The 26271-nt window shown below is 70.7% G+C and carries 27 protein-coding genes; 15 read left to right on the forward strand and 12 right to left on the reverse strand.

The features are described from left to right. Window positions 1-30: 30 nt before the first annotated feature. From tyrS to HW130_RS09160, 3 genes are read right to left on the reverse strand one after another with little or no spacing between them, the layout of a single operon-like run. Window positions 31-1299: a tyrosine--tRNA ligase gene (gene tyrS / locus HW130_RS09150; RefSeq protein WP_177148953.1), complete on the reverse strand. Its 1269-nt coding sequence runs from the start codon at window positions 1297-1299 to the stop codon at window positions 31-33. A gap of 54 nt (window positions 1300-1353) precedes the next feature. After that, entirely contained in the window at window positions 1354-2751 is a 1398-nt protein-coding gene (locus tag HW130_RS09155) for a TldD/PmbA family protein (RefSeq protein WP_177148954.1), read from the reverse strand. Then, window positions 2751-4274 carry a TldD/PmbA family protein gene (locus HW130_RS09160; protein ID WP_177148955.1) on the reverse strand — a complete coding sequence of 508 codons (1524 nt, stop codon included), beginning with the start codon at window positions 4272-4274 and terminating at the stop codon, window positions 2751-2753. Before HW130_RS09160 ends, HW130_RS09155 begins: the two co-directional genes overlap by 1 nt. A gap of 247 nt (window positions 4275-4521) precedes the next feature. Here HW130_RS09160 and fabG point away from each other — a divergent pair, with 247 nt between their 5' ends. The 3 genes from fabG (at window position 4522) to HW130_RS09175 (ending at window position 6576) form a co-directional block, all read left to right on the forward strand. Beyond that, entirely contained in the window at window positions 4522-5241 is a 720-nt protein-coding gene (gene fabG / locus HW130_RS09165; RefSeq protein ID WP_177148956.1) for a 3-oxoacyl-[acyl-carrier-protein] reductase, read from the forward strand. A 4-nt stretch (window positions 5242-5245) separates the two neighbouring features. Next, complete coding sequence (gene fabI / locus HW130_RS09170; RefSeq protein ID WP_177148957.1) at window positions 5246-6013, forward strand: enoyl-ACP reductase FabI; 768 nt, start codon at window positions 5246-5248, stop codon at window positions 6011-6013. 179 nt (window positions 6014-6192) lie between these two features. Continuing rightward, on the forward strand, window positions 6193-6576 hold the full coding sequence (locus HW130_RS09175) for a hypothetical protein (protein ID WP_177148958.1): 384 nt from the start codon (window positions 6193-6195) through the stop codon (window positions 6574-6576). Here HW130_RS09175 and HW130_RS09180 read toward each other — a convergent pair. Further along, window positions 6539-7225 carry a FadR/GntR family transcriptional regulator gene (locus HW130_RS09180; RefSeq protein WP_177148959.1) on the reverse strand — a complete coding sequence of 229 codons (687 nt, stop codon included), beginning with the start codon at window positions 7223-7225 and terminating at the stop codon, window positions 6539-6541. The two genes, HW130_RS09175 and HW130_RS09180, sit on opposite strands and share 38 nt — an antisense overlap. A gap of 115 nt (window positions 7226-7340) precedes the next feature. On the opposite strand from HW130_RS09180, the gene HW130_RS09185 reads away from it, so the two are divergent. The 4 genes from HW130_RS09185 (at window position 7341) to HW130_RS09195 (ending at window position 9716) form a co-directional block, all read left to right on the forward strand. Further along, window positions 7341-8642 (forward strand): MFS transporter, encoded by a 1302-nt coding sequence (locus HW130_RS09185; protein ID WP_177148960.1) that lies wholly within the window; start codon window positions 7341-7343, stop codon window positions 8640-8642. Between the two features lie 4 nt (window positions 8643-8646). After that, window positions 8647-8763: an SGM_5486 family transporter-associated protein gene (locus HW130_RS35775; RefSeq protein ID WP_256355980.1), complete on the forward strand. Its 117-nt coding sequence runs from the start codon at window positions 8647-8649 to the stop codon at window positions 8761-8763. 89 nt (window positions 8764-8852) lie between these two features. Then, window positions 8853-9092: a hypothetical protein gene (locus HW130_RS09190; protein ID WP_375256519.1), complete on the forward strand. Its 240-nt coding sequence runs from the start codon at window positions 8853-8855 to the stop codon at window positions 9090-9092. A gap of 72 nt (window positions 9093-9164) precedes the next feature. Next, complete coding sequence (locus HW130_RS09195; protein WP_177148961.1) at window positions 9165-9716, forward strand: histidine phosphatase family protein; 552 nt, start codon at window positions 9165-9167, stop codon at window positions 9714-9716. A 65-nt stretch (window positions 9717-9781) separates the two neighbouring features. Here HW130_RS09195 and serB read toward each other — a convergent pair whose 3' ends face one another. After that, window positions 9782-11008 carry a phosphoserine phosphatase SerB gene (gene serB, locus HW130_RS09200; protein ID WP_177148962.1) on the reverse strand — a complete coding sequence of 409 codons (1227 nt, stop codon included), beginning with the start codon at window positions 11006-11008 and terminating at the stop codon, window positions 9782-9784. 308 nt (window positions 11009-11316) lie between these two features. Between serB and HW130_RS09205 the strand changes: the two genes are divergently transcribed. Then, on the forward strand, window positions 11317-13824 hold the full coding sequence (locus HW130_RS09205; RefSeq protein WP_177148963.1) for an FHA domain-containing protein: 2508 nt from the start codon (window positions 11317-11319) through the stop codon (window positions 13822-13824). A gap of 101 nt (window positions 13825-13925) precedes the next feature. Here the strand turns inward: HW130_RS09205 and HW130_RS09210 are convergent, their stop codons facing one another. The 3 genes from HW130_RS09210 to HW130_RS09220 form a co-directional block, all read right to left on the reverse strand. Beyond that, entirely contained in the window at window positions 13926-14657 is a 732-nt protein-coding gene (locus HW130_RS09210; protein ID WP_177148964.1) for a transglycosylase SLT domain-containing protein, read from the reverse strand. Window positions 14658-14935: 278 nt separating this feature from the next. Then, window positions 14936-16024, reverse strand: coding sequence for an S-adenosylmethionine:tRNA ribosyltransferase-isomerase (locus HW130_RS09215; protein WP_177148965.1), 1089 nt, complete (start codon window positions 16022-16024; stop codon window positions 14936-14938). Then, window positions 16021-16716 carry an SDR family oxidoreductase gene (locus HW130_RS09220; RefSeq protein WP_177148966.1) on the reverse strand — a complete coding sequence of 232 codons (696 nt, stop codon included), beginning with the start codon at window positions 16714-16716 and terminating at the stop codon, window positions 16021-16023. Before HW130_RS09220 ends, HW130_RS09215 begins: the two co-directional genes overlap by 4 nt. A gap of 183 nt (window positions 16717-16899) precedes the next feature. On the opposite strand from HW130_RS09220, the gene HW130_RS09225 reads away from it, so the two are divergent. Together HW130_RS09225 and HW130_RS09230 are read left to right on the forward strand one after the other, a co-directional pair. After that, window positions 16900-18045: a GAF domain-containing sensor histidine kinase gene (locus HW130_RS09225; RefSeq protein ID WP_177148967.1), complete on the forward strand. Its 1146-nt coding sequence runs from the start codon at window positions 16900-16902 to the stop codon at window positions 18043-18045. Continuing rightward, window positions 18038-18682: a response regulator transcription factor gene (locus HW130_RS09230; RefSeq protein ID WP_177148968.1), complete on the forward strand. Its 645-nt coding sequence runs from the start codon at window positions 18038-18040 to the stop codon at window positions 18680-18682. The genes HW130_RS09225 and HW130_RS09230 overlap by 8 nt, the downstream gene beginning before the upstream one ends. Before the next feature lie 159 nt (window positions 18683-18841). Here HW130_RS09230 and HW130_RS09235 read toward each other — a convergent pair whose 3' ends face one another. Continuing rightward, on the reverse strand, window positions 18842-19627 hold the full coding sequence (locus tag HW130_RS09235) for a hypothetical protein (protein ID WP_177148969.1): 786 nt from the start codon (window positions 19625-19627) through the stop codon (window positions 18842-18844). Between the two features lie 165 nt (window positions 19628-19792). Between HW130_RS09235 and HW130_RS09240 the strand changes: the two genes are divergently transcribed. The 4 genes from HW130_RS09240 to HW130_RS09255 all read left to right on the forward strand — a co-directional run bounded on the left by HW130_RS09240 (window position 19793) and on the right by HW130_RS09255 (window position 23115). Further along, on the forward strand, window positions 19793-20584 hold the full coding sequence (locus HW130_RS09240; RefSeq protein ID WP_177148970.1) for an ABC transporter ATP-binding protein: 792 nt from the start codon (window positions 19793-19795) through the stop codon (window positions 20582-20584). An 84-nt stretch (window positions 20585-20668) separates the two neighbouring features. Next, a complete protein-coding gene (locus HW130_RS09245) occupies window positions 20669-21100 on the forward strand; it encodes an NfeD family protein (RefSeq protein ID WP_177148971.1) in 432 nt (143 codons plus the stop codon). A gap of 196 nt (window positions 21101-21296) precedes the next feature. Continuing rightward, on the forward strand, window positions 21297-22262 hold the full coding sequence (locus HW130_RS09250) for an SPFH domain-containing protein (RefSeq protein ID WP_177148972.1): 966 nt from the start codon (window positions 21297-21299) through the stop codon (window positions 22260-22262). Between the two features lie 85 nt (window positions 22263-22347). Next, window positions 22348-23115 carry a sulfite exporter TauE/SafE family protein gene (locus tag HW130_RS09255; RefSeq protein ID WP_177148980.1) on the forward strand — a complete coding sequence of 256 codons (768 nt, stop codon included), beginning with the start codon at window positions 22348-22350 and terminating at the stop codon, window positions 23113-23115. A 96-nt stretch (window positions 23116-23211) separates the two neighbouring features. Here the strand turns inward: HW130_RS09255 and HW130_RS09260 are convergent, their stop codons facing one another. The 3 genes from HW130_RS09260 to HW130_RS09270 all read right to left on the reverse strand — a co-directional run bounded on the left by HW130_RS09260 (window position 23212) and on the right by HW130_RS09270 (window position 25276). Further along, window positions 23212-23721 carry an HNH endonuclease gene (locus tag HW130_RS09260; protein WP_177148973.1) on the reverse strand — a complete coding sequence of 170 codons (510 nt, stop codon included), beginning with the start codon at window positions 23719-23721 and terminating at the stop codon, window positions 23212-23214. A gap of 192 nt (window positions 23722-23913) precedes the next feature. After that, window positions 23914-24450, reverse strand: a complete 537-nt coding sequence (locus HW130_RS09265) for a YbhB/YbcL family Raf kinase inhibitor-like protein (RefSeq protein ID WP_177148974.1) — start codon at window positions 24448-24450, stop codon at window positions 23914-23916. Between the two features lie 43 nt (window positions 24451-24493). Beyond that, window positions 24494-25276, reverse strand: a complete 783-nt coding sequence (locus HW130_RS09270) for a sporulation protein (RefSeq protein ID WP_177148975.1) — start codon at window positions 25274-25276, stop codon at window positions 24494-24496. A 73-nt stretch (window positions 25277-25349) separates the two neighbouring features. On the opposite strand from HW130_RS09270, the gene HW130_RS09275 reads away from it, so the two are divergent. Then, window positions 25350-25991, forward strand: coding sequence for a DNA-3-methyladenine glycosylase (locus HW130_RS09275; protein ID WP_177148976.1), 642 nt, complete (start codon window positions 25350-25352; stop codon window positions 25989-25991). The last annotated feature ends 280 nt before the right edge of the window (window positions 25992-26271 follow it).

Here is a 26271-nt window from a genome sequence, read left to right on the forward strand (position 1 = left end):
CCGGCCACCGCCGTCGTCCGTCCTGCCCGGTCAGCCCGCCGTGACCTCGACCGCGGCCAGGTTCTTCTTGCCGCGGCGCAGCACCAGCCAGCGCCCGTGCAGCAGCTCCTCCGGCGTCGCCACGGCGTCCTCGGCGGTGACCTTCACGTTGTTCACGTAGGCGCCGCCCTCCTTCACCGTGCGCCGGGCGGCCGACTTGCTGGCGACCAGGCCCACCTCGGCGAACAGGTCGACGACCGGGGCGAGCTCGGTGACCCGCGCCTGAGGCAGCTCCGACAGCGCCGCCCGCAGCGTCGGCTCGTCGAGCTCGGCGAGCTCGCCCTGTCCGAACAGCGCCTTGGACGCGTTGATCACCGCTGCGCACTGGTCGGCTCCGTGCACCAGGGTCGTCAGCTCCTCGGCCAGCGCTCGCTGCGCGGCACGGGCCTGCGGACGCTCCGCGGTCTGCTTCTCCAGCTCCTCGAGCTCCTCGCGGCTCTTGAAGCTGAGGACGCGCAGGTACCGGTTGATGTCCCGGTCGTCCGTGTTCAGCCAGAACTGGTAGAACGCGTACGGCGTGGTCATCTCCGGGTCGAGCCAGAGCGTGCCGGTCTCCGACTTGCCGAACTTGGTGCCGTCCGCCTTGGTCATCAGCGGGGTGGCCAGCGCGTGCACCTCGGCGTCGGGCTCCAGGCGGTGGATCAGGTCCAGGCCCGCCGTGAGGTTGCCCCACTGGTCGCTGCCGCCCTGCTGCAGGGTGCAGCCGTACCGCCGGTACAGCTCCAGGAAGTCCATGCCCTGCAGTAGCTGGTAGCTGAACTCCGTGTAGCTGATGCCCTGTTCGGACTCCAGACGCCGGGCGACGGAGTCCTTGGTGAGCATCTTGTTGACGCGGAAGTGCTTGCCGATGTCCCGCAGGAACTCGATCGCGGACATGCCCGCGGTCCAGTCCAGGTTGTTCACCATGATCGCGGCGTTGTCGCCCTCGAAGGAGAGGTACGGCTCGATCTGCGCACGCAGCCGGTTCACCCACTGCGCGATCGTCTCCGGATCGTTCAGCGTGCGCTCCGCGGTAGGCCGCGGGTCACCGATCTGACCCGTGGCCCCGCCCACCAGCGCCAGCGGCCGGTGCCCGGCCAGCTGGAGCCGGCGCACGGTGAGCACCTGCACCAGGTGCCCGACGTGGAGGCTCGCCGCGGTCGGGTCGAAGCCGCAATAGAAGGTGACGGGACCGTCCGCGAGCGCCTTGCGCAAAGCGTCCTCGTCAGTGGACTGGGCGATCAGCCCGCGCCACTTCAGCTCGTCGACGATGTCCGTCACGGTTCTTCCGTCTCCTCGTACGTGAATGGATCGGTGGGAGCCAGTCTAGGCCGGTCACACGCCCCGGCTGACCGAGCTCATGTTGAAGTCCGGCACCCGCAGCGCCGGCATGGCGGCCCGGGTGAACCAATCGCCCCACTCGCGCGGCAGCGTCTTCTCCGTCCGGCCGGCCTCCGTCGCGCGCCCCAGCAGGTCGACGGGCGACTCGTTGAAGCGGAAGTTGTTCACCTCGCCCACGACTTCGCCCTTCTCCACCAGGTACACGCCGTCCCTGGTCAGGCCGGTCAGCAGCAGCGTCGCGGGGTCGACCTCGCGGATGTACCAGAGGCAGGTCAGCAGCAGACCGCGCTCGGTCGCCGACACCATCTCCGCGAGGGACCGCTCGCCGCCCGCGTCCAGGATCAGGTTGTCCGTCCCCGGCGCGACCGGCAGCCCGGTCAGGCCGGCGCTGTGCCGGGTCGTGATCAGGTGTTCCAGCTTCCCGTCACGCACCCAGTCCGTCGGCGACAGCGGCAGACCGTTGTCGAACACCGAGGCGTCGTCGCCGGACGAGTGCGCGATCACGAAGGGCGCCGCCTCCAGCCCGGGCTCGTGCGGATCGCTGCGCAGCGTCATCGGCAGCGAGGACAGCGCTTCGCCGATACGGGTGCCGCCGCCGGGCTTGGAGAAGACCGTACGGCCCTCCGCCGCGTCCCGGCCCGTCGACGACCACATCTGGTAGATCAGCAGATCGGCCACGGCGGTCGGCGGCAGCAGCGTCTCGTAGCGGCCGGCCGGCAGGTCGAAGCGGCGCTCCGCCCAGCCCAGCCGCTCCGCCAGCCCGGCGTCCAGCGCCGCCGGGTCCACGTCCTTGAAGTCCCGCGTGGAACGGCCCTCCCAGGCCGAGCGCATCCGGTCGGGCGACTTGGCGTTGAGCTCCAGCGTGCCGGTCGGCTGGTCGTGGCGCAGCCGCAGCCCCGTCGACGTGCCGAGGTACGTCGAGGTGAGCTCGTGGTTGGCGAAGCCGTACAGTTCCCGCCCGCCCGCGCGAGCCCGGGCGAACGCCTCGCCGAGCGCCGGTGCGAAGTCCGCGAACACCGCCGACGACGTCTCCGCCGGCGCGTCCGTGAAGTCGGGGGAGGCGGCCACGCCCTCGACCAGCGGCCTGGCGTCCTCGGCCGGCCCGGCGGACCGCGCGGCGTCCTCCGCGGCGCGCACCAGCCGCTCCAGGTCGTCGGCGGTCACGGCGGACTGCGAGACCACGCCGGACGCCGTGCCCTCGGAGCCGTCGACCGTGGCGACGACGGTGAGGGTACGGCCGCGGGTCACGCCGTTGGTGGTCAGCGCGTTGCCGGCCCAGCGAAGATTCGCCGAGGAGTGCTCGTCGGCGATGACGACGCAACCGTCGGCCGTCGACAGCTCCAGCGCCCGCTCGACGATCTCGTGCGGCGGGGTCACGTGACTCTGCGACATCAGCGTCCTGCCTCCTGCGTCGTGTTCAGAATGTTGACGCCCCTGAAGAGGGCGGAGGGGCAGCCGTGGGAGACCGCAGCTACCTGGCCCGGCTGGGCCTTGCCGCAGTTGAAGGCGCCGCCCAGCACGTACGTCTGCGGCCCGCCGACCTGCTCCATCGAGCCCCAGAACTCGGTCGTCGTCGCCTGGTAGGCGACGTCCCTCAGCTGACCGGCCAGTCGGCCGTTCTCGATGCGGAAGAACCGCTGACCGGTGAACTGGAAGTTGTAGCGCTGCATGTCGATCGACCACGACCGGTCGCCGACCACGTAGATCCCGTGCTCCACCCCGCCGATCAGGTCCTCCGTCGACAGACCTCCCGGGTCCGGCTTGAGGGACACGTTCGCCATCCGCTGCACCGGCACATGGGCGGGCGAGTCGGCGAAGGCGCAGCCGTTGGAGCGGCCGAGGCCCGTCAGCTTCGCGATGCGCCGGTCCAGCTGGTAGCCCACCAGCGTGCCGTCCCTGACCAGGTCCCAGCTCTGCGCCTCGACGCCCTCGTCGTCGTACCCGATCGTCGCCAGCCCGTGCTCGGCGGTCCGGTCACCGGTCACGTTCATCACGGAGGAGCCGTACGCCAGCTTCCCGAGCTGGTCGAAGGTCGCGAACGACGTCCCCGCGTAGGCCGCCTCGTAGCCGAGCGCGCGGTCCAGCTCCGTGGCGTGGCCGATCGACTCGTGGATCGTCAGCCACAGGTTCGACGGGTCGACGACCAGGTCGTAGCGCCCGGCCTCGACGCTCGGCGCGCGCATCTTCTCGGCGAGCAGCTCCGGGATGCGCTCCAGCTCCGAGTCCCAGTCCCAGCCGGTCCCGGTCAGGTACTCCCAGCCGCGTCCCACGGGCGGCGCGATGGTGCGCATGGAGTCGAACTCGCCGGTCGTCTCGTCGACGGCGACGGCCGTGAGCTGCGGGTGCAGCCGTACCCGTTGCTGCGTGGTGACCGTCCCCGCGGTGTCCGCGTAGAACTTGTTCTCCTGCACGGTCAGCAGCGAGGCGTCCACATGCGCCACACCCGCCGCCCGCAGCAGCCGGGAGCTCCAGTCGGCGAGCAGCGCGCTCTTGTCCTCGCCCGGCACGTCGAAGGGGTTGACCTCGTACGAGGAGACCCAGGTCTTCTCCGCGTGCACCGGCTCGTCCGCCAGCTCCACGCTTTCGTCCGAGCCCGCCGCCGCGATCACCTTCGCGGACAGCTTCGCCATGGCCACCGCCTGCCCGGCCACCCTGGCCGCGGCGTCCATGGTCATGTCGACACCGGAGGCGAACCCCCAGGCGCCGCCGTGCACCACCCGCACCGCGTACCCGAGGTCCGTGGAGTCGGACGATCCGGCGGGTTTGGCGTCCCGCAGCCGCCACGAGGCGCTGCGGACGCGCTCCAGGCGGAAGTCGGCGTGCTCGGCGCCGAGCGCACGCGCCCGGGCGAGCGCCGCGTCGGCGAGCGCCCGCAGCGGCAGCGCCGTGAAGGCCGCGTCGATGGAATGAGGCACGGATGTCTCCTGTCGTCGAGACGTGGTCGCCCCGATCATGTCGCGCCGGACGGGCCCCTCGCCAGCCAGTTCGGAGGGACGGTGGCTCCCTGCCGTCGAGGGGACTTTGCGCGGGGGCTTTGCGCGGACTTTCTGTAGGGATCCGACAGCGACGGGTGGAAGGCGCTGTCAGGCCCCGATTCTCCGTACGCCGTGCCGTACCGATAGTTTGCAGACGTACCAGACCGCATAGGGAAAGGGTGATCCGTTGAGCCGCTCGGTTCTCGTCACCGGAGGAAACCGGGGCATTGGCCTCGCCATCGCCCGCGCGTTCGCCGAGAGCGGCGACAACGTGGCGATCACCTACCGCTCGGGGGAGCCCCCGGCCGCCCTGGCGGAGCTGGGCTGCCTGGCGGTCAAGTGCGACATCACCGACGCCGAGCAGGTGGAGCAGGCGTACAAGGAGATCGAGGAGAAGCACGGTCCCGTCGAGGTGCTGGTCGCCAACGCCGGTATCACCAAGGACCAGCTGCTGATGCGCATGTCGGAGGAGGACTTCACCTCCGTCCTCGACACCAACCTCACCGGCACCTTCCGCGTCGTGAAGCGTGCCAACCGCGGCATGCTCCGCGCCAAGAGGGGCCGCGTCGTCCTGATCTCCTCCGTCGTGGGGCTGCTGGGCTCCGCCGGGCAGGCCAACTACGCGGCCTCCAAGGCCGGTCTCGTGGGCTTCGCCCGCTCCCTCGCGCGTGAGCTCGGCTCGCGCAACATCACTTTCAACGTCGTCGCGCCCGGCTTTGTCGACACCGACATGACCCAGGCGCTCACGGACGAGCAGCGCGCCGGGATCGTCTCCCAGGTACCCCTCGGCCGTTACGCGCAGCCGGAGGAGATCGCGGCCACCGTGCGCTTCCTCGCCTCCGACGACGCCTCGTACATCACTGGAGCCGTCATTCCCGTCGACGGCGGATTGGGCATGGGTCACTGATCACATGAGCGGAATTCTCGAGGGCAAGCGCGTCCTGATCACCGGTGTGCTGATGGAGTCCTCCATCGCCTTCCACACCGCGAAGGTGGCCCAGGAGCAGGGCGCCGAGATCATCCTCACGGCCTTCCCGCGGCCCACCCTGACCGAGCGCATCGCCAAGAAGCTGCCGAAGCCGGCCAAGGTCATCGAGCTCGACGTCACCAACGACGAGCACCTGGCCCGCGTCGAGGACGTGGTGCGCGAGGAGCTCGGCGGCCTCGACGGCGTCGTCCACTCCATCGGCTTCGCCCCGCAGGACGCGCTCGGCGGCAACTTCCTCAACACGCCGTTCGAGTCCGTGTCGACCGCGATGCACGTCTCGGCGTTCTCGCTGAAGTCGCTGACGATGGCCTGCCTGCCGCTGATGCAGAACGGCGGCTCGGTCGTCGGCCTGACCTTCGACGCGCAGTTCGCCTGGCCGCAGTACGACTGGATGGGTCCGGCCAAGGCCGCGCTGGAGGCCACCAGCCGCTACCTCGCCCGTGACCTGGGCAAGCAGAACGTGCGCTGCAACCTGATCTCGGCGGGCCCGCTCGGCTCGATGGCCGCCAAGTCCATCCCGGGCTTCTCGGACCTCGCGAAGGTCTGGGACGAGCGCTCCCCACTCCAGTGGGACATGGCCGACCCCGAGCCGGCCGGCCGCGGTGTCGTCGCCCTGCTCTCGGACTTCTTCCCGAAGACCACCGGTGAGATCGTCCACGTCGACGGCGGCGTGCACATCATGGGCGCCTGACCAGGCACGACGTACAAGAGCGACGCCCCGTTCCCCGCACCGCGCGGGGGGCGGGGCGTCGCCCGTTCGGCCCTACGGGTGGGCGGTGCGACCCGGCCGCGGTGATGCTGGAGGGGCAACTCTTCCTTGTGGTGCTTTTGCGGCGCGCGCGCCGCAGTTCGGCCGAGGGGGTACTGCTTGTGCGTACGAACTGGCGTCAAGCCTCCGTACTCGCCACAGTGACGGTCCTGCTGTGGGCGACACCGACGGGGTCCCAGACCGGCAGTCGTCAGGAACGGCAGAGCCCCCGGCAGCACACGCGGGAGCAGCCCCCCGACTACCGGGCCGACTGCGGCACGGTGATCGAGGGCTCCGAGGTCACCGCCTACTGCCACAACCCCTATCCCGCCGCCGACCGCGTGCAGCTGCACGTCGAGTGCGCACGCTGGTGGGACGTCGACGCCGACTCGGAGCCCGTCGAGCTGCGCCCCGCCGGGTACGCGGAGCTCACCCAGCGGTGCTGGAAGGAGATCCGGGCCGCCTGGATCAGCCACCAGCCGCAGCGGGCCACCGCAGGCACATGAACGGGTAGCCCGCCGCCTCCGCGGCGGCTGTCTCGCCGTCCCCGGTCCGGATCGCCTCCACCATCCGGGCGTGGTCCATGTAGTTCTCCTCGCGCAGCTCGCCCCCGACGTCACCGCGCAGCCAGTCGCGCAGCAGGTCCGCGAGGTCCGCGTACAGCTCGGTCATGACCTCGTTGTGGGAGGCGGCCACCACGGCCAGGTGGAAGGTCCCGTCGGCCGCGACGAACTGCTCCGCGTCGCCCGACGCCCACGCCTCCTCGCGGCGGGCCAGCAGCGTGTCCAGCTGCTTCAGGTCCTTCGCGGTGCGCCGCTCGGCGGCGAGCCGGGCCGCTGACGACTCCAGCGTGGAGCGCAGCTCGGCGACATGACGGGGGTCCGCGCCGGCGAACCGGCGGTGCATCACTCCGGCCAGCTCGCTGGTGGCGATCACATAGGTGCCCGAGCCCTGGCGGATGTCCAGGAGGCCGTTGTGGGCGAGCGCGCGCACCGCCTCACGGACGGTGTTGCGGGCCACGCCCAGCTGCTCGACCAGTTCCGGTTCGGTCGGGATACGCGAGCCGACCGGCCACTCGCCCGAGGTGATCTGGTTCCGCAGCTCGGCGATCACCTGGTCCGAGAGCGCGGAACGCCGGGGAGAGGACAGCGCCATGGTGCTCCTTGTCGTGGAAGTCGCCCACTCATGGTCGTACGCGGACCCGGCCGCGGGGAACCCGGGTTCGTCCGGGATTGGACAACCAATCATCCCATGATTCTATGATGGACCCATGCCCGACGAGACCCGGACCCTCCGCCACGCCGCCACAGTGCTCCCCTCCGCCGCCGCATCCCTGGAAGCCGCCGCGCCGGAGGCCGCGGCGCGGCGCGCGGTGTGGACCATCCGTCTCGTCGTCGTCGGCATCGTCCTCGCCGCCCTCAACCTGCGGCCCGCGATCACGAGCCTCGGCGCCCTCCTCGAAGAGGCGCGCGTCGGGCTCCACATGAGCGGCAGCGTCGCCGGACTCCTCACATCCGTACCGCCGCTGTGCTTCGCCGTGTTCGGCGTCGCCGCCCCCCGGCTGGCCCGCCGCTTCGGACCCGCCGCCGTCGTCTGCGCCGGCATGGCGGCCATCGCCGCCGGGCTCCTGGTCCGTCCCTTCGCGGGCGGCATGCCGGGCTTCCTCGCGGCCAGCGCGCTCGCGCTCATGGGCATCGCCGTCAGCAACGTCCTGATGCCGGTGATCGTCAAGCGGTACTTCCCCGGCCGGGTCGGCTCGATGACCGGCCTCTACTCCATGGCCCTGGCGCTCGGCACGTCGCTCGCCGCCGCCGCGACCGTGCCCGTCACCCAGGCCCTGGGCGGCAGCTGGCGCGTTGGGCTCGCGGTGTGGGCCGCGGTCGCCGCGGTGGCCGTACTGCCCTGGATCGGCCTGGTCCGCGACCAGGACCGCGCCCGCCCGCATGCCGCCGGTGCGCCAGCCGCCGAGGACGTCCCCGCGCCCCGCGTGACCCGCAGCCCCACCGCATGGGCCCTCGGCTGCTTCTTCGGGCTCCAGGCCACCGGCGCGTACATCACGATGGGCTGGATGCCGCAGATCTTCCGCGACGCGGGCGTCTCCGCCTCCACCGCGGGAGTGCTCCTCGCCGTCACCATGGTGATGGGCGTGCCGCTCGCCTTCGTCATACCGCGTCTCGCCAGCCGCATGAAGAGCCAGGGGCCGATCGTCATCGCCCTGGGCGTGTGCGGACTCGCCGGCTACCTCGGCCTGCTCCTCGCGCCGGTGGCCGGCGCCTGGCTCTGGGCGCTGCTGCTCGGCGTCTCCAACTGCGCCTTCCCCCTCGCCCTCACCATGATCGGCATGCGTTCGCGCACGGGCGCCGGGGTCGTACGGCTGTCGGCCTTCGCCCAGTCCACCGGCTACCTGATCTCCATCCCGGGCCCGCTGCTGGTGGGCGTGCTCTACCAGCACAGCGGCGGCTGGGCGCTGCCGCTGGGGCTGATGGCGGGCCTGCTGGTGCCCCAGATGATCGTGGGCGTGATGGCAGGACGGGACCGGACGATAGAGGACGAGACGCGGGTGCGAGACTGATCCCATGCCTGTGCTCGACCCGAACCCCCAGAACGGCCAGAAGAAGCTCCTCGGAGTCTTCGGCGCGATGCTTCTCATCGGCGTGGTGATCGCGATCATCGCCACGGTCGCGGCGCCCTGACATTCCGGCCCCACCGACCCCTAGGGGGTCAGCCTCAGGGTGAAGTGGGTGGGTCACCGGATGGGCGCGGCGCTTCATGATCCGTACGTTTGAGGTACTCGACCTCGGACCTGACGGAGGCGGCCATGGCGGCCCAGACGCACACCCGGTCCCACCCCCCGGCCAGGGGCGTCGTCGCCAGGCTGCCCTGGTGGGCCCTCGTCCTGCCGGTGCTCGCCTTCGCCGCACTGCTGACGCTCATCGCCGTCCCCGGCGACGCGCACGCGGCCGGGGACGATCCGGCGGCCGGTGACCTCCTGCGCCAGATCCTGCGGATGCTGGTCCGCTGACGCGTTCCCCTTCGGGGGAGAGCGCGTCAACACCCTGCGCCCATTGGCTCATTTCATGCGAAGCTGGGGTGCATGAGCGCCGCTGTGTCCTCCGGGGGGACTCCCCCCGGATCTTCCGAGTCCCGCAGGATCGTCCTCCTCCGGCACGCGAAGGCCGACTGGCCCCAGGTGTCCGACCACGATCGCCCGCTCGCCGAGCGCGGCCGCAAGGACGCCCCCGTGGCCGGCCGCAGGCTCGCCGACACCGGTATCGCCTTCGACCTGGCCCTGTGCTCCACCGCGACCAGAACCCGTGAGACATGGAAGCTCGCCGTGCACGAGCTGCCGCACCGCCCCAAGACGGTCTACGAGGAGCGGCTGTACGACGCCTCCCTCGGAGAGCTCATCGCCCTGCTCAACGAGACCCCGGACGAGGTCGACGACCTGCTCGTCATCGGCCACAACCCCGGTATGCACGCCCTCGCCGACGCCCTCGCGGGCAGTGCGGAGGGCGACGCGCTGGTCCGGATGACCCGGGACGGCTTCCCGACCTCGGCGTTCGCCGTCGTCTCGTTCACCGGCTCCTGGAAGTCCGTGGAGCACGGTGTGGGCAAGCTGCTCGACTACTGGACCCCGCACGACTGAGCCCTGGAACGGCGAGGCCCCGGCGCACACCGTGCGCCGGGGCCTTTGTATCGCGCAGCGCGCGCTCAGTGCTCCTCGGTGCCGTCGTCGGCGGCCTCGACCTCTTCGCGGGTGACGCCCAGCAGATACAGCACCGTGTCCAGGAAGGGCACGTTGACCGCGGTGTGCGCGGCCTTGCGGACCACGGGCTTGGCGTTGAACGCGACCCCGAGCCCCGCGGCGTTCAGCATGTCCAGATCATTGGCACCGTCGCCGATCGCGACCGTCTGGGACAGCGGCACCCCGGCCTCGGCCGCGAAGGCGCGCAGCAGCCGCGCCTTGCCCGCCCGGTCCACGATGTCGCCGACGACCCGGCCGGTCAGCTTGCCGTCCTTGATCTCCAAGGTGTTCGCCGACGCGAAATCGAGGCCCAGACGCTCCTTGAGATCGTCGGTGACCTGGGTGAACCCACCCGAGACGACGCCCACTTGGAAGCCGAGCCGCTTCAGCGTACGGATCAGGGTCCGCGCCCCCGGCGTGAGCCGTACCTCGGCACGCACCTTGTCCACGACCGACGCGTCCAGGCCCTCCAGCAGCGCCACCCGCGCGTGCAGGGACTGCTCGAAGTCCAGCTCGCCGCGCATCGCCGCGGCCGTCACCGCGGCCACCTCGTCCTCGCAGCCCGCATGGGCCGCGAACAGCTCGATGACCTCGTCCTGGATGAGCGTGGAGTCGACGTCCATCACGACCAGGCGCTGGGCCCGCCGGTGCAGGCCCGCCGACACGACGGCCACGTCGACGCCGATCTCGTGCGACTCGGTGGCCAGCGCGGTGCGCAGCGGCTCGGTCTCCACGCCGGACACCGCGAATTCCACGGCGGTCACGGGGTACTTCGCCAGCCGGAAGATGCGGTCGATGTTCGCTCCCATGTCGCTGATCCGGCCCGCTATGGCCGCCGTGGCCTCGGCCGTCAGCGGGTGACCGAGCACGGTCACGTGGGAACGGCCGCTGCCGCGCGGCCGGTTGTCGCCCGTACCCGAGATGATCTCGGCCTGCAGCTTCAGGGACTCGGCCCAGCCGTGCACGGTCGCCCGCAGCTCGCCCTCCGTGGTGCCGCCGGCCGTCGGCGCGGTGACGAGCGCGCACAGGACGAGGCGTCCCCGCGAGACGACCTGCTCGATGTCGATCACGTCGACCGAGTAGGCCGCGAGGGTCTCGAAGAGCCCGGCCGTGATACCGGGACGGTCCTTCCCGAAGATCTTGACGAGAAGGGTCGGGATGTCGGTGCCGAGAGGGGGCTGCGATGCGCTCATGGTGTTACCACCGTATCGGGCGGCGGGCGCGATCCCACCTCCTGTCCCGCCTGCCGGACACTCGCGCCCCCAACGCCGCTCACGCCCGGGTTCGTCATGGTTACGCACTGTTGAACACCGTCCATGGGCAGTGCGGGCGATGTGCCGCCCCGCGGGGCGTCCCCGACTGGCCACGAAGGTCCCAACTCCGTACCGAACACTGCCTTTACAAGGCCCGAGTTTCGGATCCGGACCCCGGCCTGAAATAGTTCCCACGATGTTCGCCATCCCTAGACTCCCGGCAACGGGGGTAGCTCGGGGGACAACTAGTGGGGCATGGAGTGCCGGAACTCGTACTGGAATTGAACGGAAGGACCTGGACCCTCGATCCGTCCAGGTCGTACACCCTCGGCCGCGACCCGCAGGGTGATCTGGTGATCGACGACGCCAGGGTCTCGTGGCGGCACGCCACGATCAGCTGGGGCGGGCGCAGTTGGGTCATCGAGGACCACGGCAGCACCAACGGCACCTATGTGCAGGGCCAGCGGATCCACCAGATGGAGATCGGCGCCGGGTCGGCCGTGCATCTGGGCAACGCCACCGACGGTCCGCGGCTCAGCCTCACCGCTGCCGCCGCCTACAGCGCCCAGGCCGCCGCCCCCCAGCAGGCCCCGGCCCCGCAGCAGGACTGGCCGCAGGGCCAGGCGCCGCAGGCCGCCCAGCAGGGCTGGCAGCAGCCGCCGGCCCCGCAGGCGCAGCAGCCGGCCCAGGTCCCGCACCAGCAGGGCGTGCAGAAGGCACAGGGCGCCCCGCCGGTCTACGGCGACCGCAGCCCCACGACCTTCCACCAGCTCTCCCTCGGCCGCGTGATGCGCATCGGTCGTGCGCTCGAGAACGAGCTGGTCGTCTCCGACCTGCAGGTCTCGCGCCACCACGCCGAATTCGTCGCGACGCCCGACGGCCGCTTCGAGATCCGCGACCTCGGCTCCCACAACGGCACGTACGTCAACGGCCAGCCGATCGCCAAGTCGTCCACGGTCCTCATCGGCCCGAACGACATCGTCGGTGTCGGTCACTCCACGTTCCGGCTGGTCGGTGACCGCCTCGAGGAGTTCGTCGACACCGGTGAGGTCTCCTTCTCCGCCCGTCACCTGACCGTCACGGTCGACGGTGGCAAGCAGATCCTGCGCGACGTCTCCTTCGGCGTCCCCGAGAAGTCCCTGATCGGCGTCATCGGCCCGTCCGGCTCCGGAAAGTCCACCCTGCTCAAGGCGCTGACCGGCTACCGGCCCGCCAACCAGGGCGACGTCCTCTACGACAACCGCAGCCTGTACAAGCAGTTCGCCGAGCTGCGCCAGCGCATCGGTCTGGTCCCGCAGGACGACATCCTGCACAAGGAGCTGACCGTCCGGAAGGCGCTCACGTACGCGGCCAAGCTCCGCTTCCCCGCGGACACCACGCCGGCCGAGCGCGCGGCCCGTATCGACGAGGTGCTGCGCGAGCTCAAGCTCGACATCCACAAGGAAAAGAAGGTCACCTCCCTGTCCGGCGGTCAGCGCAAGCGCGTCTCCGTCGCCCTGGAGCTGCTGACCAAGCCGTCGCTGATCTTCCTGGACGAGCCGACCTCCGGCCTCGACCCGGGCATGGACCGCGACGTCATGCAGCTGCTGCGCGGCCTCGCCGACGACGGCCGCACCGTCCTGGTGGTCACCCACTCCGTGGCCGAGCTCCAGCTGTGCGACAAGCTCCTCGTCATGGCGCCCGGCGGCTCCGTCGCCTACTTCGGCCCGCCGGAGGAGGCGCTCAACTTCTTCGGCTACACCACGTGGGCGGACGTGTTCTCCGCGTTCGAGAACTACCGCGACTACGACTGGGCCGGCCGCTGGCGCGGTTCGCAGCACTACCAGATGTACGCGGCCGACCTCGACGCCGTCGCCCCGCAGGCGGTCAACATGCCGCCGCCGCAGCAGATGAACCCGCCCAAGCCGCAGAGCTGGGGCTCCCAGCTGTGGACCCTGATCCGCCGCTACTCGTCGGTGATCGCGTCCGACAAGGGCTTCATGGGCCTGATGGTGATCCTGCCGGCCGTCCTCGGCCTGGTCTCCGTCGTCATCCCGGCGGACTTCGGCCTGGCCGCCCCCGACGACGGCAGGTCCCGGTTCAACGGCGACGCGGGCACGATCATGCTGATCCTTGCGGTCGGCATGTGCTTCTCCGGCGCCGCGAACTCCGTACGAGAGCTGATCAAGGAACGGGTCATCTACGAACGGGAGCGGGCGACCGGCCTGTCCCGCTCGGCGTACCTGATGTCCAAGGTCATCGTCCTCGGCCTGATCACCGCCCTGCAGGGCGTCATCATCTGCGGCATCGGCTTCGCGACCCGCAGGCTGCCCGAAGAGGGCCTGATCATGCCGCCGGCCGTCGAGATCTGTCTTGTCGTCATCGCGCTCGGCTTCACCTCGATGATGTTCGGCCTGGTCATCTCCTCGCTGGTGAAGACCGCCGAGAAGACCATGCCGCTGCTGGTCATGTTCGCCATCGTCCAGGTCGTCTTCACCGGCATCCTCTTCCAGGTCTACGGCTCGCCGGGCCTGGAGCAGTTCGCCTGGCTGATGCCGTCCCGCTGGGCCATCGCCGGCGCCGGCACCACGCTCGACCTGGCGCACCTCATGCCGCCGTGGGACCCGAAGAACCCCACCGACCTGGACCCGCTGTGGGAGCACACGGCCGGCCAGTGGGGCATGAACATCACCATCCTGCTCGCCATCGGCGTCATCTGCGGCTTCGTGGTCCAGCGCCTGCTGCGCCGCCACGAGCCCGAGGTCATGCGCAAGTGACGGCACACGTCGACTGACGACGCCGAAGGGCGCACCCCGCGCGGGGTGCGCCCTTCGGCGTATGTCTGCTACCGCCTCGTCGCGGTGGCGTCGGCAGTGCCTCAGTAGGCGCTGTTCACGTTGTCCATGGAGCCGTAGCGGTCGGCCGCGTAGTTGCAGGCGGCGACGATGTTGGCGACCGGGTCGTACTGGTCGTGCTTGGTGCCCGGCACGTGGTAGGCGTCGAAGGTGGGCTTGATGACCTGCAGCAGGCCCTTCGACGGGACACCGTTGATCGCGTTGATGTCCCAGTTGTTGATGGCACGCGGGTTACCGCTGGACTCCCGCATGATGTTGCGGTGGATGCCCTCGTAGGTGCCGGGGATGTCGTGCTTCTTCATGATGGACAGCGCCTCGCGGATCCAGCCGTCCAGGTTGTTCGGGTAGGTGACCTTCGCGGGCTTGCGCGCGGCGGACCGGCTGGCGGCGGCCTGCTCGGCGGCACGCTTCTTCGCGGCGGCCTCCGCCTTCTTCTTGGCCTCGGCCTTCTTCTTCGCCTCGGCCTGCTTCTTGGCCTCGGCGGCCTCTGCCTTCTTCTTCGCCTGCGCGGCCTTGAGCTGGGCCTCGAAGGCGGTGTGCTGGTTGGCGATGCTCTCCTGCACCGCGGCGGCCTGCTTCTCGTTGACCTTGAAGGCCACGGGGGCGGCCGCGGCCACCTCGGTCGTCGTGCCGGCCTCGGCGTCGGCGGGAGCCAGGGACAGCGCCAGAGCGGCGGAAGCGGCGACGGCGACACCGGTGACCGCGGCCTTGCGCGATCGGAGACGGCGGAGAGCGGCGGTGTTGAACGCGGACATACAGACGTACCTCTTCGAATAGCGGAAAGTCGCTCCAGGCCGGTTCGGCTCTGCGCTGTTCGGAAGCGACGTCGGCAATTCTTAGCGGCAGCAAAATCCGCTGGCAAAGGTGTGACGTACGATCCGCGGTAGTGGATCACATTGATCCCAAACGCCCGATTCATGCGTCCTGTCCCCGCTCACACGCCCTTTATGTACGCACTAAAGAGGTTCGTAAGTGACCTACGTCCTATGCGCGGGCTCACATCGGACACGCGACGCTCTCACCGTGTGTTGCGTCAGCAATCCAGCGAGTGAGGGGCGTCGTCCGGAAGTACGAGATGGACGTCGCCGAACTCGTGCCAGAGATAGCGGTTCCTCAGCGCTTCGGAGTACGCGCAGGTCAGCGCCGCCTCACCGGTGATCGCCTCGAGCATCAGCAGATGCGACGCCGCCGGCTCGTGCAGCCCGGTCAGCAGGCCGTCGACCACCCGCACCCCCCGCCGCGGCGTCACCACCAGATCCGTCCACCCCGCCGCGGGCGCCACCACCCCTGCCGGGTCCGCCGCCGACTCCAGGGCCCGCACCGCCGTCGTCCCCACCGCCACGACCCGGCCGCCCGCCGCCCGCGCCGCGTTCACCAGCCACGCCGTCGTCGCCGGCACGTCGAAGCGCTCCGGATACGGCGGCTCGTGCGCCTCCGTCGACGCCACGCCCGTGTGCAGCGTGACCGGTGCGAACTGCACCCCCCGGCTCACCAGCTCCGCCACCAGCGGCGCGGTGAAGGGCCGCGCGGCGCTCGGCATCTCCGCCGACCCCGAACCGTCGGCGGAGGGCAGCGCGAAGACCGTCTGATACGCGGCGAGCGGCTGGTCCCCGGTCGTGTACCCGTAGCGGATCGGCCGCCCGTGCCGCGCCAGCAGCCCCGTCACACCGACCGACACCGACGCCCACCACAGCCGCCGCGCCCCCGGCGCCAGCGGCTCCTCCAGGACCAGGTGCCCGCCGCCCGGCAGCCGCACCACCGCGCCGCGCGGCCCGCCCGGGCGCGGGGCCGTACTCCCCGAGCCGTCCGGGCGCCGCAGCTCCACCGCCCACCGCAGGTCGTCCCCCTGCGTGGAGAAGTGGACCACCACCGGCTCGCCGCCCACCCGGCCGTCCACCGCCGCCGCCAGCGTCGACGACGTGTTGACGACGAGCACGTCACCCGCCCGCAGATGCCCCGGGAGATCGCGGAACGCGTGGTGCGACACCCGCGTCCCGCGTGAGACCAGCAGCCGTACGTCGTCGCGCCCCGCACCCCGCTCCTCCGCCGGCACTCGCGCGGACAGTTCCTCGGGGACCCTCAGCGCCTCCAGCACGGCCCTTCCCTCCGGCACCGTCCTCATCGGGACCCCAGCAGCGCGGCAGCGGTGTACCGGCCACTGGCCGGACGCTGCGAGAGCAGCCGCAGGAAGGCGGGCGCCACGGACTCGGGAGACGTCCGCGGCTCCTCGTCGTCCGGGACAGCAGCCGTATAGAGGTCCGTCGCCATGTCGCCCGGATCGACGCTCCACACCCGCAGCCCCGGCTCCTCCACGGCCAGCACCGCGGACAGCTGGTCGAGCGCCGCCTTCGACGCCCCGTAGCCGCCCCACGTCTCGTACGCCTCCGCCGCCGCGTCGGAGCTGACCGCCACCACCGCCCCCGCCGGCGACCTGCGCAGCATCGGCAGCGCCTCCTGCACCAGACCGAGCGCCGCGACCACATTGGTCTCCAGCGCCGCCCGCAGCCCGTCCAGGGCCAGGGCCTCCAGCCGCACCAGCGGCTCCGCTCCCAGCGCGCTCGCGTTGCTCACCACCAGATCGAGGCCGCCCAGCTCAGCGGCCGCCGCCACCAGCGCCGCACGGTGCGCGGCGTCCGTGACGTCCCCCGCCACCGGCACCACCCGTGTGCCGTGGACACCCGCCAGCCGGGCGCTCTCCTTCAGCACGTCCTCGGTGCGGGCCCCGAGCACCAGGTCCCAGCCCTCCCCGGCGAGACCGGCCGCGAGAGCGCGGCCCAGTCCCTTCGACGCCCCTGTGATCACCGCAACCGGCATGAGACCCATCCCCTTCGCCGTAACGCTCCTGTGTGGTGCCGCCAACGTAGGAACGCGGACGGGCCCGCCGCCTCGTGCCGCGGCCCCTTCCCGCAGGGGCATTTCGGCCTACGCCCCCCGGCCTAGGCGGGGGCGGTCCCGGGGCCGATACGCACTGTCACATCCCGCCGGTACGGTGAGGTCATGAGTCACCGACCGAGCTCCGGCCTGTCCGCCGTGAGCACCGCCCTCCTCGCCATGAGCAGGCATCTCGAGGTGCGCGACGTGCTCAAGACGATCGTGGCCTCCGCCCGCGACCTCCTCGACGCGGAGTACGCGGCGCTCGGTGTGCCCGACGACCACGGCGGCTTCGCGCAGTTCGTCGTCGACGGCGTCAGCGACGCCCAGTGGAAGGCCATCGGCCCCCTGCCGCGCCAGCACGGCATCCTCGCCGCGATGCTGCAGGAGGCGAAGGTGGAGCGGCTCGCCGACGTGCGCAAGGACCCCCGCTTCGAGGGCTGGCCGTCCGCCCATCCCGAGATGTCCGACTTCCTGGGCCTGCCCATCAAGGACGGCGACGAGGTCATGGGCGCGCTGTTCCTCGCCAACAAGCGCTGCCCCAGGCAGGACGGCGGCTGCGGCTTCACCGAGGACGACGAGGAACTGCTCGGCATCCTCGCCCAGCACGCGGCCATCGCCCTCACCAACGCCCGGCTGTACGAGCGCAGCCGCGAGCTCACCATCGCCGAGGAGCGCTCCCGCCTCGCCCACGAGCTGCACGACGCGGTGAGCCAGAAGCTCTTCTCCCTGCGGCTCACCGCCCAGGCCGCCGCCGCCCTGGTGGACCGCGACCCCGGCAGGGCGAAGGGCGAGCTCCAGCAGGTCGCCGAGCTCGCCGCCGAAGCGGCCGACGAGCTGCGCGCCGCCGTCGTCGAGCTGCGGCCCGCGGCCCTCGACGAGGACGGCCTCGTCAACACGCTGCGCACCCAGATCCAGGTCCTCGACCGCGCGCACACGGCCAAGGTCACCTTCGGCACCTGCGGGGTGCGGGCCCTGCCCGCCGCCCAGGAGGAGGCCCTGCTGCGCGTCGCCCAGGAGGCCCTGCACAACGCGCTGCGCCACTCCGGCGCGGACCGGGTCGACGTCGTGCTCGTCCGCCGCGGCCAAGGCGCCCTGCTCAGCGTGACCGACGACGGCAAGGGGTTCGAGCCCCGCACCGTTCGCAGGGCCGGGCGCCATCTCGGGCTCGTGTCGATGCGGGACCGGGCGGGCGGCGTCGGCGGCAGGCTCAGCGTGGAATCGGAGCCCGGCAAGGGCACCACGGTCGAGATGGAGGTCCCCGGTGGCTGACAGGAAGATCCGCGTGCTGCTGGTCGACGACCATCAGGTGGTGCGGCGCGGGCTGCGCACGTTCCTCGAGGTCCAGGACGACATAGAGGTGGTGGGGGAGGCCGGCGACGGTGCGGAGGGCGTCGCGCGGGCCGAGGAGCTGAAGCCCCACGTGGTGCTGATGGACGTGAAGATGCCGGGCATGGACGGCATCGAAGCCCTGCGCAAGCTGCGCGAGCTCGCCAACCCGGCCAAGGTCCTGATCGTCACCAGCTTCACCGAGCAGCGCACGGTGGTCCCGGCCCTGCGCGCGGGTGCGTCGGGCTATGTGTACAAGGACGTCGACCCGGAGGCCCTGGCCGGCGCCATCCGCTCGGTCCACGCGGGCCATGTCCTGCTCCAGCCGGAGGTCGCGGGTGCGCTGCTGTCCGAGGACGACTCACCGGGCGGCACGGGCCGCGGCGGCAACCTCACGGAGCGGGAGCGCGAGGTCCTGGGGCTGATAGCCGACGGCCGGTCCAACCGGGAGATCGCCAGGGCGCTGGTGCTCTCCGAGAAGACGGTGAAGACGCACGTGTCCAACATCCTCATGAAGCTCGACCTGGCCGACCGCACCCAGGCGGCGCTCTGGGCGGTGCGGCACGGACTGACCGGCTGATCGGACGGTCAGGGGCCGGTCCCCGTCCGTTGCCCGTCTCGGACCCCACGGCGAACGTGTCCGGCCTCCCCGACCGGCCTCCGGCACCACGAGCCCGAACGCCTGCCGCCCCGGCCCGGGGCGGCAGGGGCACTGCCCCTGCCCCCTCGGGAGGCGGCGTCACCCCCGCTGCCGCTCCTCCACATACGCGTTGTACGCCGCCACCTGCGCCCTCCGCGCCACCCGCTCCACCGGCCGCAGCGCCTCCCCCCGCGCCGCGATCTCCGCCGCGCTCACCGCACCGCCGTGCCCGTTCTCGTACGCCACCGAGATCAGCAGCCCGATCCGCTGCGCCAGCTCCAACACCCGTACCGCACGGGGTGGGTAGCCCGGAGCCAGCGTCTCCGCGGCCCCACGCTCCGACCGCGCCCGGTACGCGTCCACCGCCGCCTCCGCCACCGGCCCCGACGCGGCCACATCGAGACGGGTCAGCGTCGACGTCGCCTTGCGCAGCGCCTCCGCGAGCTCCCGCTCCGCCTCGCCGAGCGACGGCACGTCCGCGGGCGGCGCCTCCTGCACCGGCAGGCAGTGCCACAGGACGTCCACGTGCACGTCTCCGGCCGGACCCGCCTCGCGGATCTCCGGCACCAGCCCGTACGCCGCTCCCGTCGCGACGACGGCCTCCTCGGCCTCCAGCGCCCGCGCGTTGAACTCGGGCGGGCCGCTCAGCCCGAGCGGATGCCCGGGCGCGGGCAGAGCCACCCGGTAACCGGTCACGCCCAGCGCCCGCAGCCGCCCGAGCGCGAGCGTCAGCCCCACCGGACCGGCCTCGCCCGGCAGTCCCTCCACCCGGTGCACGGCGTCGTCGCCGACGATCGCGTGCACGGCGTCGTCCGGTGAGACAAGTCCGGCCAAAAGGGCGTTTCCCCATGCCGCCAAGCGGCCTGAACGCGGTTCCGAAAGCATGCTCCCAGCCTAGGCGTGCCCGGCGGACACCCCCTAGCACGGGACCGGGCGACCGGAGCGCCCGGCGGGTGGCGTAGGTTTTCCCTGGGTGCTGTGCCCACAGGCGCACAAACCGCCCACACGCACCCGAAGGCCTCGACGATTGCATGGGGAGACAACGCGCTCATGAGCGATGTACTGGAGCTGGTGGACGTATCCGTGGTCCGCGACGGACGCGCTCTGGTGGACGACGTCTCCTGGTCGGTCAAGGAGGGTGAGCGCTGGGTGATCCTGGGCCCCAACGGCGCCGGCAAGACCACTCTGCTCAACATCGCTTCCAGCTACCTCTTCCCCAGCAGCGGCAGGGCCCGGATCCTCGGTGAGCAGCTCGGCGGCGTCGACGTCTTCGAGCTCCGCCCGCGCATCGGCATGGCCGGCATCGCCATGGCCGACAAGCTCCCCAAGCGCCAGACAGTTCTGCAGACCGTCCTCACCGCCGCGTACGGCATGACCGCCACCTGGCACGAGGACTACGACGAGGTCGACGAGCAGCGCGCCCGTGCCTTCCTCGACCGGCTCGGCATGACCGAGTACCTCGACCGCAAGTTCGGCACCCTCTCCGAGGGCGAGCGCAAGCGCACCCTGATCGCCCGCGCCATGATGACCGACCCCGAGCTGCTCCTCCTCGACGAGCCCGCCGCCGGCCTGGACCTCGGCGGCCGCGAGGACCTGGTGCGCCGTCTCGGGCGGCTCGCCCGCGACCCGTACGCGCCCTCCATGATCATGGTGACCCACCACGTCGAGGAGATCGCGCCCGGCTTCACCCACGTCCTGATGATCCGGCAGGGCAAGGTGCTCGCCGCCGGCCCGATGGAGACCGAGCTGACCTCCCGCAACCTCTCCCACTGCTTCGGCCTCCCGCTCGTGGTCGAGCGCAACGGCGAGCGCTGGACCGCGCAGGGCCTCCCGCTCGGCTGAACTCCCTGAGAAACAGGGGCAGAAGCGCGGACGACCCGCATCGCCCCCTGTCCGGACCGCGACCGGCGGACCTACCATGACCACGTGGACATCGACGCATGGGTGTGGTGGCTGATCGGCGCGGTCGGACTGGGCATTCCGCTCGTGCTGACCGCGATGCCCGAATTCGCAATGTTCTCCGCGGGAGCCGTGGCCGCGGCCGTCGTCGCGGCGCTCGGCGGCGGATCGGTGGCTCAAGTCCTCGTCTTCGCCGCGGTGTCCGTCGCGCTCATCGCGGTCGTACGCCCCATCGCGGCCCGGCACAGAGCCCAGCAGGGCCCGCGATTCGCCAGCGGCGTCGACGCCCTGAAAGGCCGTCAGGCCGTCGTCGTCGAACGGGTCGACGGCAACGGCGGCCGCATCAAGCTGGCCGGCGAGGTCTGGTCCGCCCGCTCCTTCGACGCGTCCATGTCCTACGAGCAGGGCCAGCAGGTCGACGTCGTCGAGATCGACGGAGCCACCGCCGTCGTGATGTGAGCGCGGCGACGGCACTCCACGCGACGACGACCGCAGCCACCGCCTCTGCGAACGGACCGAACGGGCCGAACCTTGCGAACTGCCCGCAGCACAGCCTCTGTTCTGGGAAACTGATCATCACGGCCGTCAGATCCGACCTCAGCTCGATCCGCAGAAATCGCAGAATCATCCGGCAGCGAAGGGCACAGGGAACGCGATGCAACCGATCATCATCGTCCTGATCATTCTGGTGGTGCTGGTCTTCATCGCCCTGATCAAGACGATCCAGGTCATCCCGCAGGCCAGCGCCGCCATCGTGGAGCGGTTCGGACGCTACACCCGCACTCTCAACGCGGGCCTCAACATCGTCGTCCCCTTCATCGACTCCATCCGCAACCGCATCGACCTGCGCGAGCAGGTCGTCCCCTTCCCGCCCCAGCCGGTGATCACCCAGGACAACCTGGTGGTCAACATCGACACCGTCATCTACTACCAGGTGACCGACGCCCGGGCCGCGACCTATGAAGTCGCCAGCTACATCCAGGCCATCGAGCAGCTCACCGTCACCACCCTGCGGAACATCATCGGCGGCATGGACCTGGAGCGGACCCTGACCTCCCGCGAGGAGATCAACGCCGCGCTCCGCGGAGTCCTCGACGAGGCCACCGGCAAGTGGGGCATCCGCGTCAACCGCGTCGAGCTCAAGGCCATCGAGCCGCCCACCTCCATCCAGGACTCGATGGAGAAGCAGATGCGTGCCGACCGGGACAAGCGCGCCGCCATCCTCACCGCCGAGGGCATCCGGCAGTCGCAGATCCTCACCGCCGAGGGCGAGAAGCAGTCCGCGATCCTTCGCGCCGAAGGTGAGGCCAAGGCGGCGGCCCTGCGCGCCGAGGGCGAGGCCCAGGCCATCCGTACGGTCTTCGAGTCCATCCACGCGGGAGACGCCGACCAGAAGCTCCTCGCCTACCAGTACCTCCAGATGCTCCCGAAGATCGCCGAGGGCGACGCCAACAAGCTCTGGATCGTGCCCAGCGAGATCGGCGACGCCCTCAAGGGGCTCTCCGGAGCCATGGGAAACTTCAACCCGATGGCCGGCATGGGCGGCGGACCGAGCAAGGCGGGCAACGGGAACGGCAGCGGCAGCGGCACCGAGCGCCGCGAACAACCCCCCATCGACTGACGCCGACGTCCCTTCGTGCATGATCGTTGAGGCCACTCGACCTTGATGGCGGGGAGGCGTCTCACCGATCGTGGAGGAGATGGCGTTGTCCATCTGGGAGTCACTGGCGATTTTCGCCGCCGGAATCGGCGCCGGCACCATCAACACCATCGTGGGCTCGGGGACCCTGATCACCTTCCCCGTACTGCTGGCCACCGGACTGCCGCCCGTCACCGCCACGGTGTCGAACGCCCTCGGGCTCATCCCGGGCTCCATCAGCGGCGCCATAGGCTACCGGGAGGAACTCAAGGGCCAGCGGCCCCTCGTGATGCGCCTCGGCATCGCCGCCGCGATCGGCGGACTCGGCGGAGCCGTCCTGCTGCTGATGCTCCCGTCGACCGCCTTCGAGACGATCGTGCCCGTCCTCGTCGCGCTCGCCCTGGTCCTCGTCGTGCTCCAGCCCCGCATCTCGACGGCCGTCCAGCGCCGCCGCGCACGCAACGGCACCCTCACCAAGACCGACGGCGGGCCCGTCCTCTTCGGCGGCCTGCTGCTCGCCAGCGTGTACGGCGGCTACTTCACCGCGGCCCAGGGGATCATCTACCTCTCCCTCATGGGCATGCTGCTCGACGACACCATCCAGCGTCTCAACGCCGTCAAGAACGTCCTCGCGGCCATCGTGAACAGCATCGCCGCACTGTTCTTCCTCTTCGTCGCCGACTTCGACTGGACCGCCGTCCTCCTCATCGCCGTCGGCTCGGCGATCGGCGGTCAGTTCGGCGCGAAGATCGGCCGCAAACTGCACCCCACCGCACTGCGCGTGTTCATCGTGATCGTCGGCAGCTGCGCCATCGTGCAGCTGCTCCTGCGCTGAGCGCGCCGGCACGCGAGAGAGCCCGCCCCCGATCCGTACGGGGACGGGCTCCCTGACGAGACACCACGGCGCATGCACCACGGCCGCCGTCGCTGGCTACGCGGCGGTGTCCGCCGCCAGCCAGTCCGGCAGGGCCGCCCGCTCACCCGACCTCATCCCGAGGAGCATCGCCTCCGCCGGCGACGGCACGAACGGCTGGTGCAGCAACGGCATACCCGCCTGCTCCGGCGTACGGTCCGCCTTGCGGTGATTGTCCTCGGCACACGAGGCCACCGTGTTCAGCCAGGAGTCGGCACCACCGTGCGACTTCGGCACCACGTGGTCCACGGTCGTCGCGCGCCTGCCGCAGTACGCGCACCGGTGCTGGTCCCTGACCAGCACACCCCGCCGTGACCACGGCGCCTGTCTTCGGAACGGCACCCGTACGTACCTGCAGAGCCTGATCACCCGGGGCACCGGGAGATCGACGGCGGCCGCGCGGACACGGAGACCGGGGTGGGCCTGCTCGACGACGGCCTTGTCCTGGAGCACCAGCACCACCGCACGGTTGAGTGTCACCGTCGACAGCGGCTCGAAGCTCGCATTCAGCACCAGCGTGTCCCGCATCTCGCCCACCTCCCGTTCGCCGGCCCAGCCCCGTCGGCGGGCATCGGGCTCGGATCAACTCTCGCCGGGCGCGCCGAGATGGACAACGCAATATCTGTGCCTTCCGGGAGAGCGAACCCCCGGCCCCCGGCAACAAAACTGCCCTGCCCTGATCTCTCCAAGACCAGGGCAGGGCAAACGGAAAACGAACAATCAGCTCTCGGCGGGCCCCTCGTACTCCGCGATCACGTGCGCGCGGGCGAGCGTGTGGAAACGCAGGTTGAAGCCCACCACCGCAGGCGAGGCGTCCGCATCCGGTCCGAGCTTCTCGCTGTCCACCGCGTACACCGTGAACACGTAACGGTGCTTCTCGCCGGCCGGGGGAGCGGCACCCCCGAAGTCCTTCGACCCGTAGTCGTTGCGGGCCTGGACCGCACCCTCGGGCAGCCCCTCGAACTTCCCGGTGCCCGCGCCCGCCGCAAGCTCGGTCACCGACGCCGGGATGTCGAACAGGACCCAGTGCCAGAAACCGCTGCCCGTCGGAGCGTCCGGATCGAAACACGTCACGGCGAAGCTCTTGGTCTCGGCCGGGAAGCCCTCCCACCGCAGATGCGGGGACGTGTTGCCCGCCGCGTAGACCTGGGCGTCCTTCAGCACCGACCCCGGCTCGATGTCGTCGCTCACCACCGTGAACGACGGCACCGGCGGGTGGAAGTCGTGCGGAAGCGGCGCACGCTTCAGCTCGGTCACGTCAAAACCTCCGATTCGGCTGTCCTGCGTCCTGGCCCCGAGCCTAGAGCCAGTTGCGACGGCCACCGACGTCGGCGAGCCACTGGTTCAGGTAAGCGGCCCAGTCGGTCGCCGCGAAGTCGTGGTGCCCGACCTTGAACGCCTTGTACGAGTCGCTGCTCTCGCTGAACAGACCCGGCTTCTTGTCCATCTCCAGGACGACGTCCATCTCGCGGTCGTCCGCGACGAACGTCAGCTCGACCTGGTTGAGCCCGCGGTACTGCTGCGGCGGGAAGAACTCGATCTCCTGGTAGAACGGCAGCTGCTGCCGCGTCCCGCGGATGTGACCGCGTTCCATGTCCGCGCTCTTGAAACGGAAGCCCAGCTGCAAGAACGCGTCGAGGATCGCCTGCTGCGACGGCAGCGGATGCACGTTGATCGGGTCGAGGTCCCCCGAGTCCACAGCACGCGCGATCTCCAGCTCGGTCGTCACACCGATGTTCATCCCTCGCAGCTGCTGCCCGGCGATCGCCGTGACCGGCGTCTCCCACGGGATCTCGAGACCGAACGGCACCACGTGCACCGCGCCGGCCTTGACCTCGAACGCGCCACCGAGCCGCTGCTTGGTGAACTCGACGTCCTGCTTGACCTCCTGGTCGCCACCCTCCACCTCGACACGCGCCTGAAGACCGACGGACAGCCCCTCGATCTGCTGATCGACCGAACCGCCCTGGATACGCACCTCGCCCTGGACGACTCCCCCCGGAACGACGTTCTCCTCGGTGAGCACCGTCTCGACGGACGCACCACCGGCGCCGAGGCTCGCGAGCAGCTTCTTGAAGCCCATGTCCACTCCTTCTAGGTCCTGACCCCTACATACGCCCGACGACCGTAGTCGGTTCCCCGGTACGCTCGAAGCAATGATCGAGAGCTCCGACCGTACGCCGCTGGCCCGCTCCTTCTTCGACCGCCCGGTCCTGGACGTGGCGCCCGAACTGCTGGGCCGCACGCTGATCCGCATGACGGAGGACGGCCCGATCGAGCTGCGCCTGACCGAGGTGGAGGCGTACGCGGGCGAGTCCGACCCCGGCTCCCACGCCTACCGCGGCCGGACCGCCCGCAACGAGGTGATGTTCGGCCCGCCCGGACACGCGTACGTCTACTTCACGTATGGCATGTGGCACTGCCTCAACGTGGTGTGCGGCCCCGAGGGCAAGGCGAGCGGAATCCTCCTGCGCGCGGGGGAGATCCAGGTGGGCGCGGAGCTCACTCGCCGTCGACGTATCTCGGCCCGCCATGACAAGGAACTGGCCAAAGGCCCGGCCCGTCTGGCCACGGCCCTCGACGTCGACCGTGCCCTCAACGGGGCGGACCTCTGCGACGGCCCCGCCGCACCGCTGACCCTCCTCCAGGGCCGCCCGCCCTCCCTTGACCAGGTCCGCAACGGCCCACGGACGGGTGTCGGCGGAGAAGGGGCGTACCACCCGTGGCGCTTCTGGATCGAGGGCGACCCCACGGTGAGCCCGTATCGCGCCCACACGCCGCGCCGCAGGGCAACTTGACTCGGTACGGCGAGACGCCTAACGTAGCCCGAGCCGCTTGAACGGGGCACTGCTTTTCAGCAGCTCCGGAGCGGCCATCCACTACTGACGACGAACCCGAACGGGTGCGATTTCGGCATGCCGAAATTCGGCCTGATCGACTCGATTATGAGGCGCCGGGGAAATCAGTTAAAGTAGTGACCACGCCGAAAGGGAAACGCGAAAGCGAAGAACCGAAAGCGGTCCCGCCGGCCGGGAATCGGACGCGAAAGAGTCTGATAGAGTCGGAAACGCAAGACCG

The organism is Streptomyces sp. PKU-EA00015 (genome assembly GCF_013387495.1).
In the GTDB taxonomy this organism is placed as follows: domain Bacteria; phylum Actinomycetota; class Actinomycetes; order Streptomycetales; family Streptomycetaceae; genus Streptomyces.

Bases quoted from the DNA above. Each gene is read 5' to 3' on its own strand.
- HW130_RS09155 (WP_177148954.1), bottom strand. From the start codon at position 2,751: ATGTCGCAGAGTCACGTGACCCCGCCGCACGAGATCGTCGAGCGGGCG.
- fabI (WP_177148957.1), top strand. From the start codon at position 5,246: ATGAGCGGAATTCTCGAGGGCAAGCGCGTCCTGATCACCGGTGTGCTG.
- HW130_RS09180 (WP_177148959.1), bottom strand. From the start codon at position 7,225: ATGGCGCTGTCCTCTCCCCGGCGTTCCGCGCTCTCGGACCAGGTGATC.
- HW130_RS09185 (WP_177148960.1), top strand. From the start codon at position 7,341: ATGCCCGACGAGACCCGGACCCTCCGCCACGCCGCCACAGTGCTCCCC.
- HW130_RS35775 (WP_256355980.1), top strand. From the start codon at position 8,647: ATGCCTGTGCTCGACCCGAACCCCCAGAACGGCCAGAAGAAGCTCCTC.
- HW130_RS09195 (WP_177148961.1), top strand. From the start codon at position 9,165: ATGAGCGCCGCTGTGTCCTCCGGGGGGACTCCCCCCGGATCTTCCGAG.
- serB (WP_177148962.1), bottom strand. From the start codon at position 11,008: ATGAGCGCATCGCAGCCCCCTCTCGGCACCGACATCCCGACCCTTCTC.
- HW130_RS09210 (WP_177148964.1), bottom strand. From the start codon at position 14,657: ATGTCCGCGTTCAACACCGCCGCTCTCCGCCGTCTCCGATCGCGCAAG.
- HW130_RS09215 (WP_177148965.1), bottom strand. From the start codon at position 16,024: ATGAGGACGGTGCCGGAGGGAAGGGCCGTGCTGGAGGCGCTGAGGGTC.
- HW130_RS09220 (WP_177148966.1), bottom strand. From the start codon at position 16,716: ATGCCGGTTGCGGTGATCACAGGGGCGTCGAAGGGACTGGGCCGCGCT.
- HW130_RS09225 (WP_177148967.1), top strand. From the start codon at position 16,900: ATGAGTCACCGACCGAGCTCCGGCCTGTCCGCCGTGAGCACCGCCCTC.
- HW130_RS09235 (WP_177148969.1), bottom strand. From the start codon at position 19,627: ATGCTTTCGGAACCGCGTTCAGGCCGCTTGGCGGCATGGGGAAACGCC.
- HW130_RS09240 (WP_177148970.1), top strand. From the start codon at position 19,793: ATGAGCGATGTACTGGAGCTGGTGGACGTATCCGTGGTCCGCGACGGA.
- HW130_RS09250 (WP_177148972.1), top strand. From the start codon at position 21,297: ATGCAACCGATCATCATCGTCCTGATCATTCTGGTGGTGCTGGTCTTC.
- HW130_RS09260 (WP_177148973.1), bottom strand. From the start codon at position 23,721: ATGCGGGACACGCTGGTGCTGAATGCGAGCTTCGAGCCGCTGTCGACG.
- HW130_RS09270 (WP_177148975.1), bottom strand. From the start codon at position 25,276: ATGGGCTTCAAGAAGCTGCTCGCGAGCCTCGGCGCCGGTGGTGCGTCC.
- HW130_RS09275 (WP_177148976.1), top strand. From the start codon at position 25,350: ATGATCGAGAGCTCCGACCGTACGCCGCTGGCCCGCTCCTTCTTCGAC.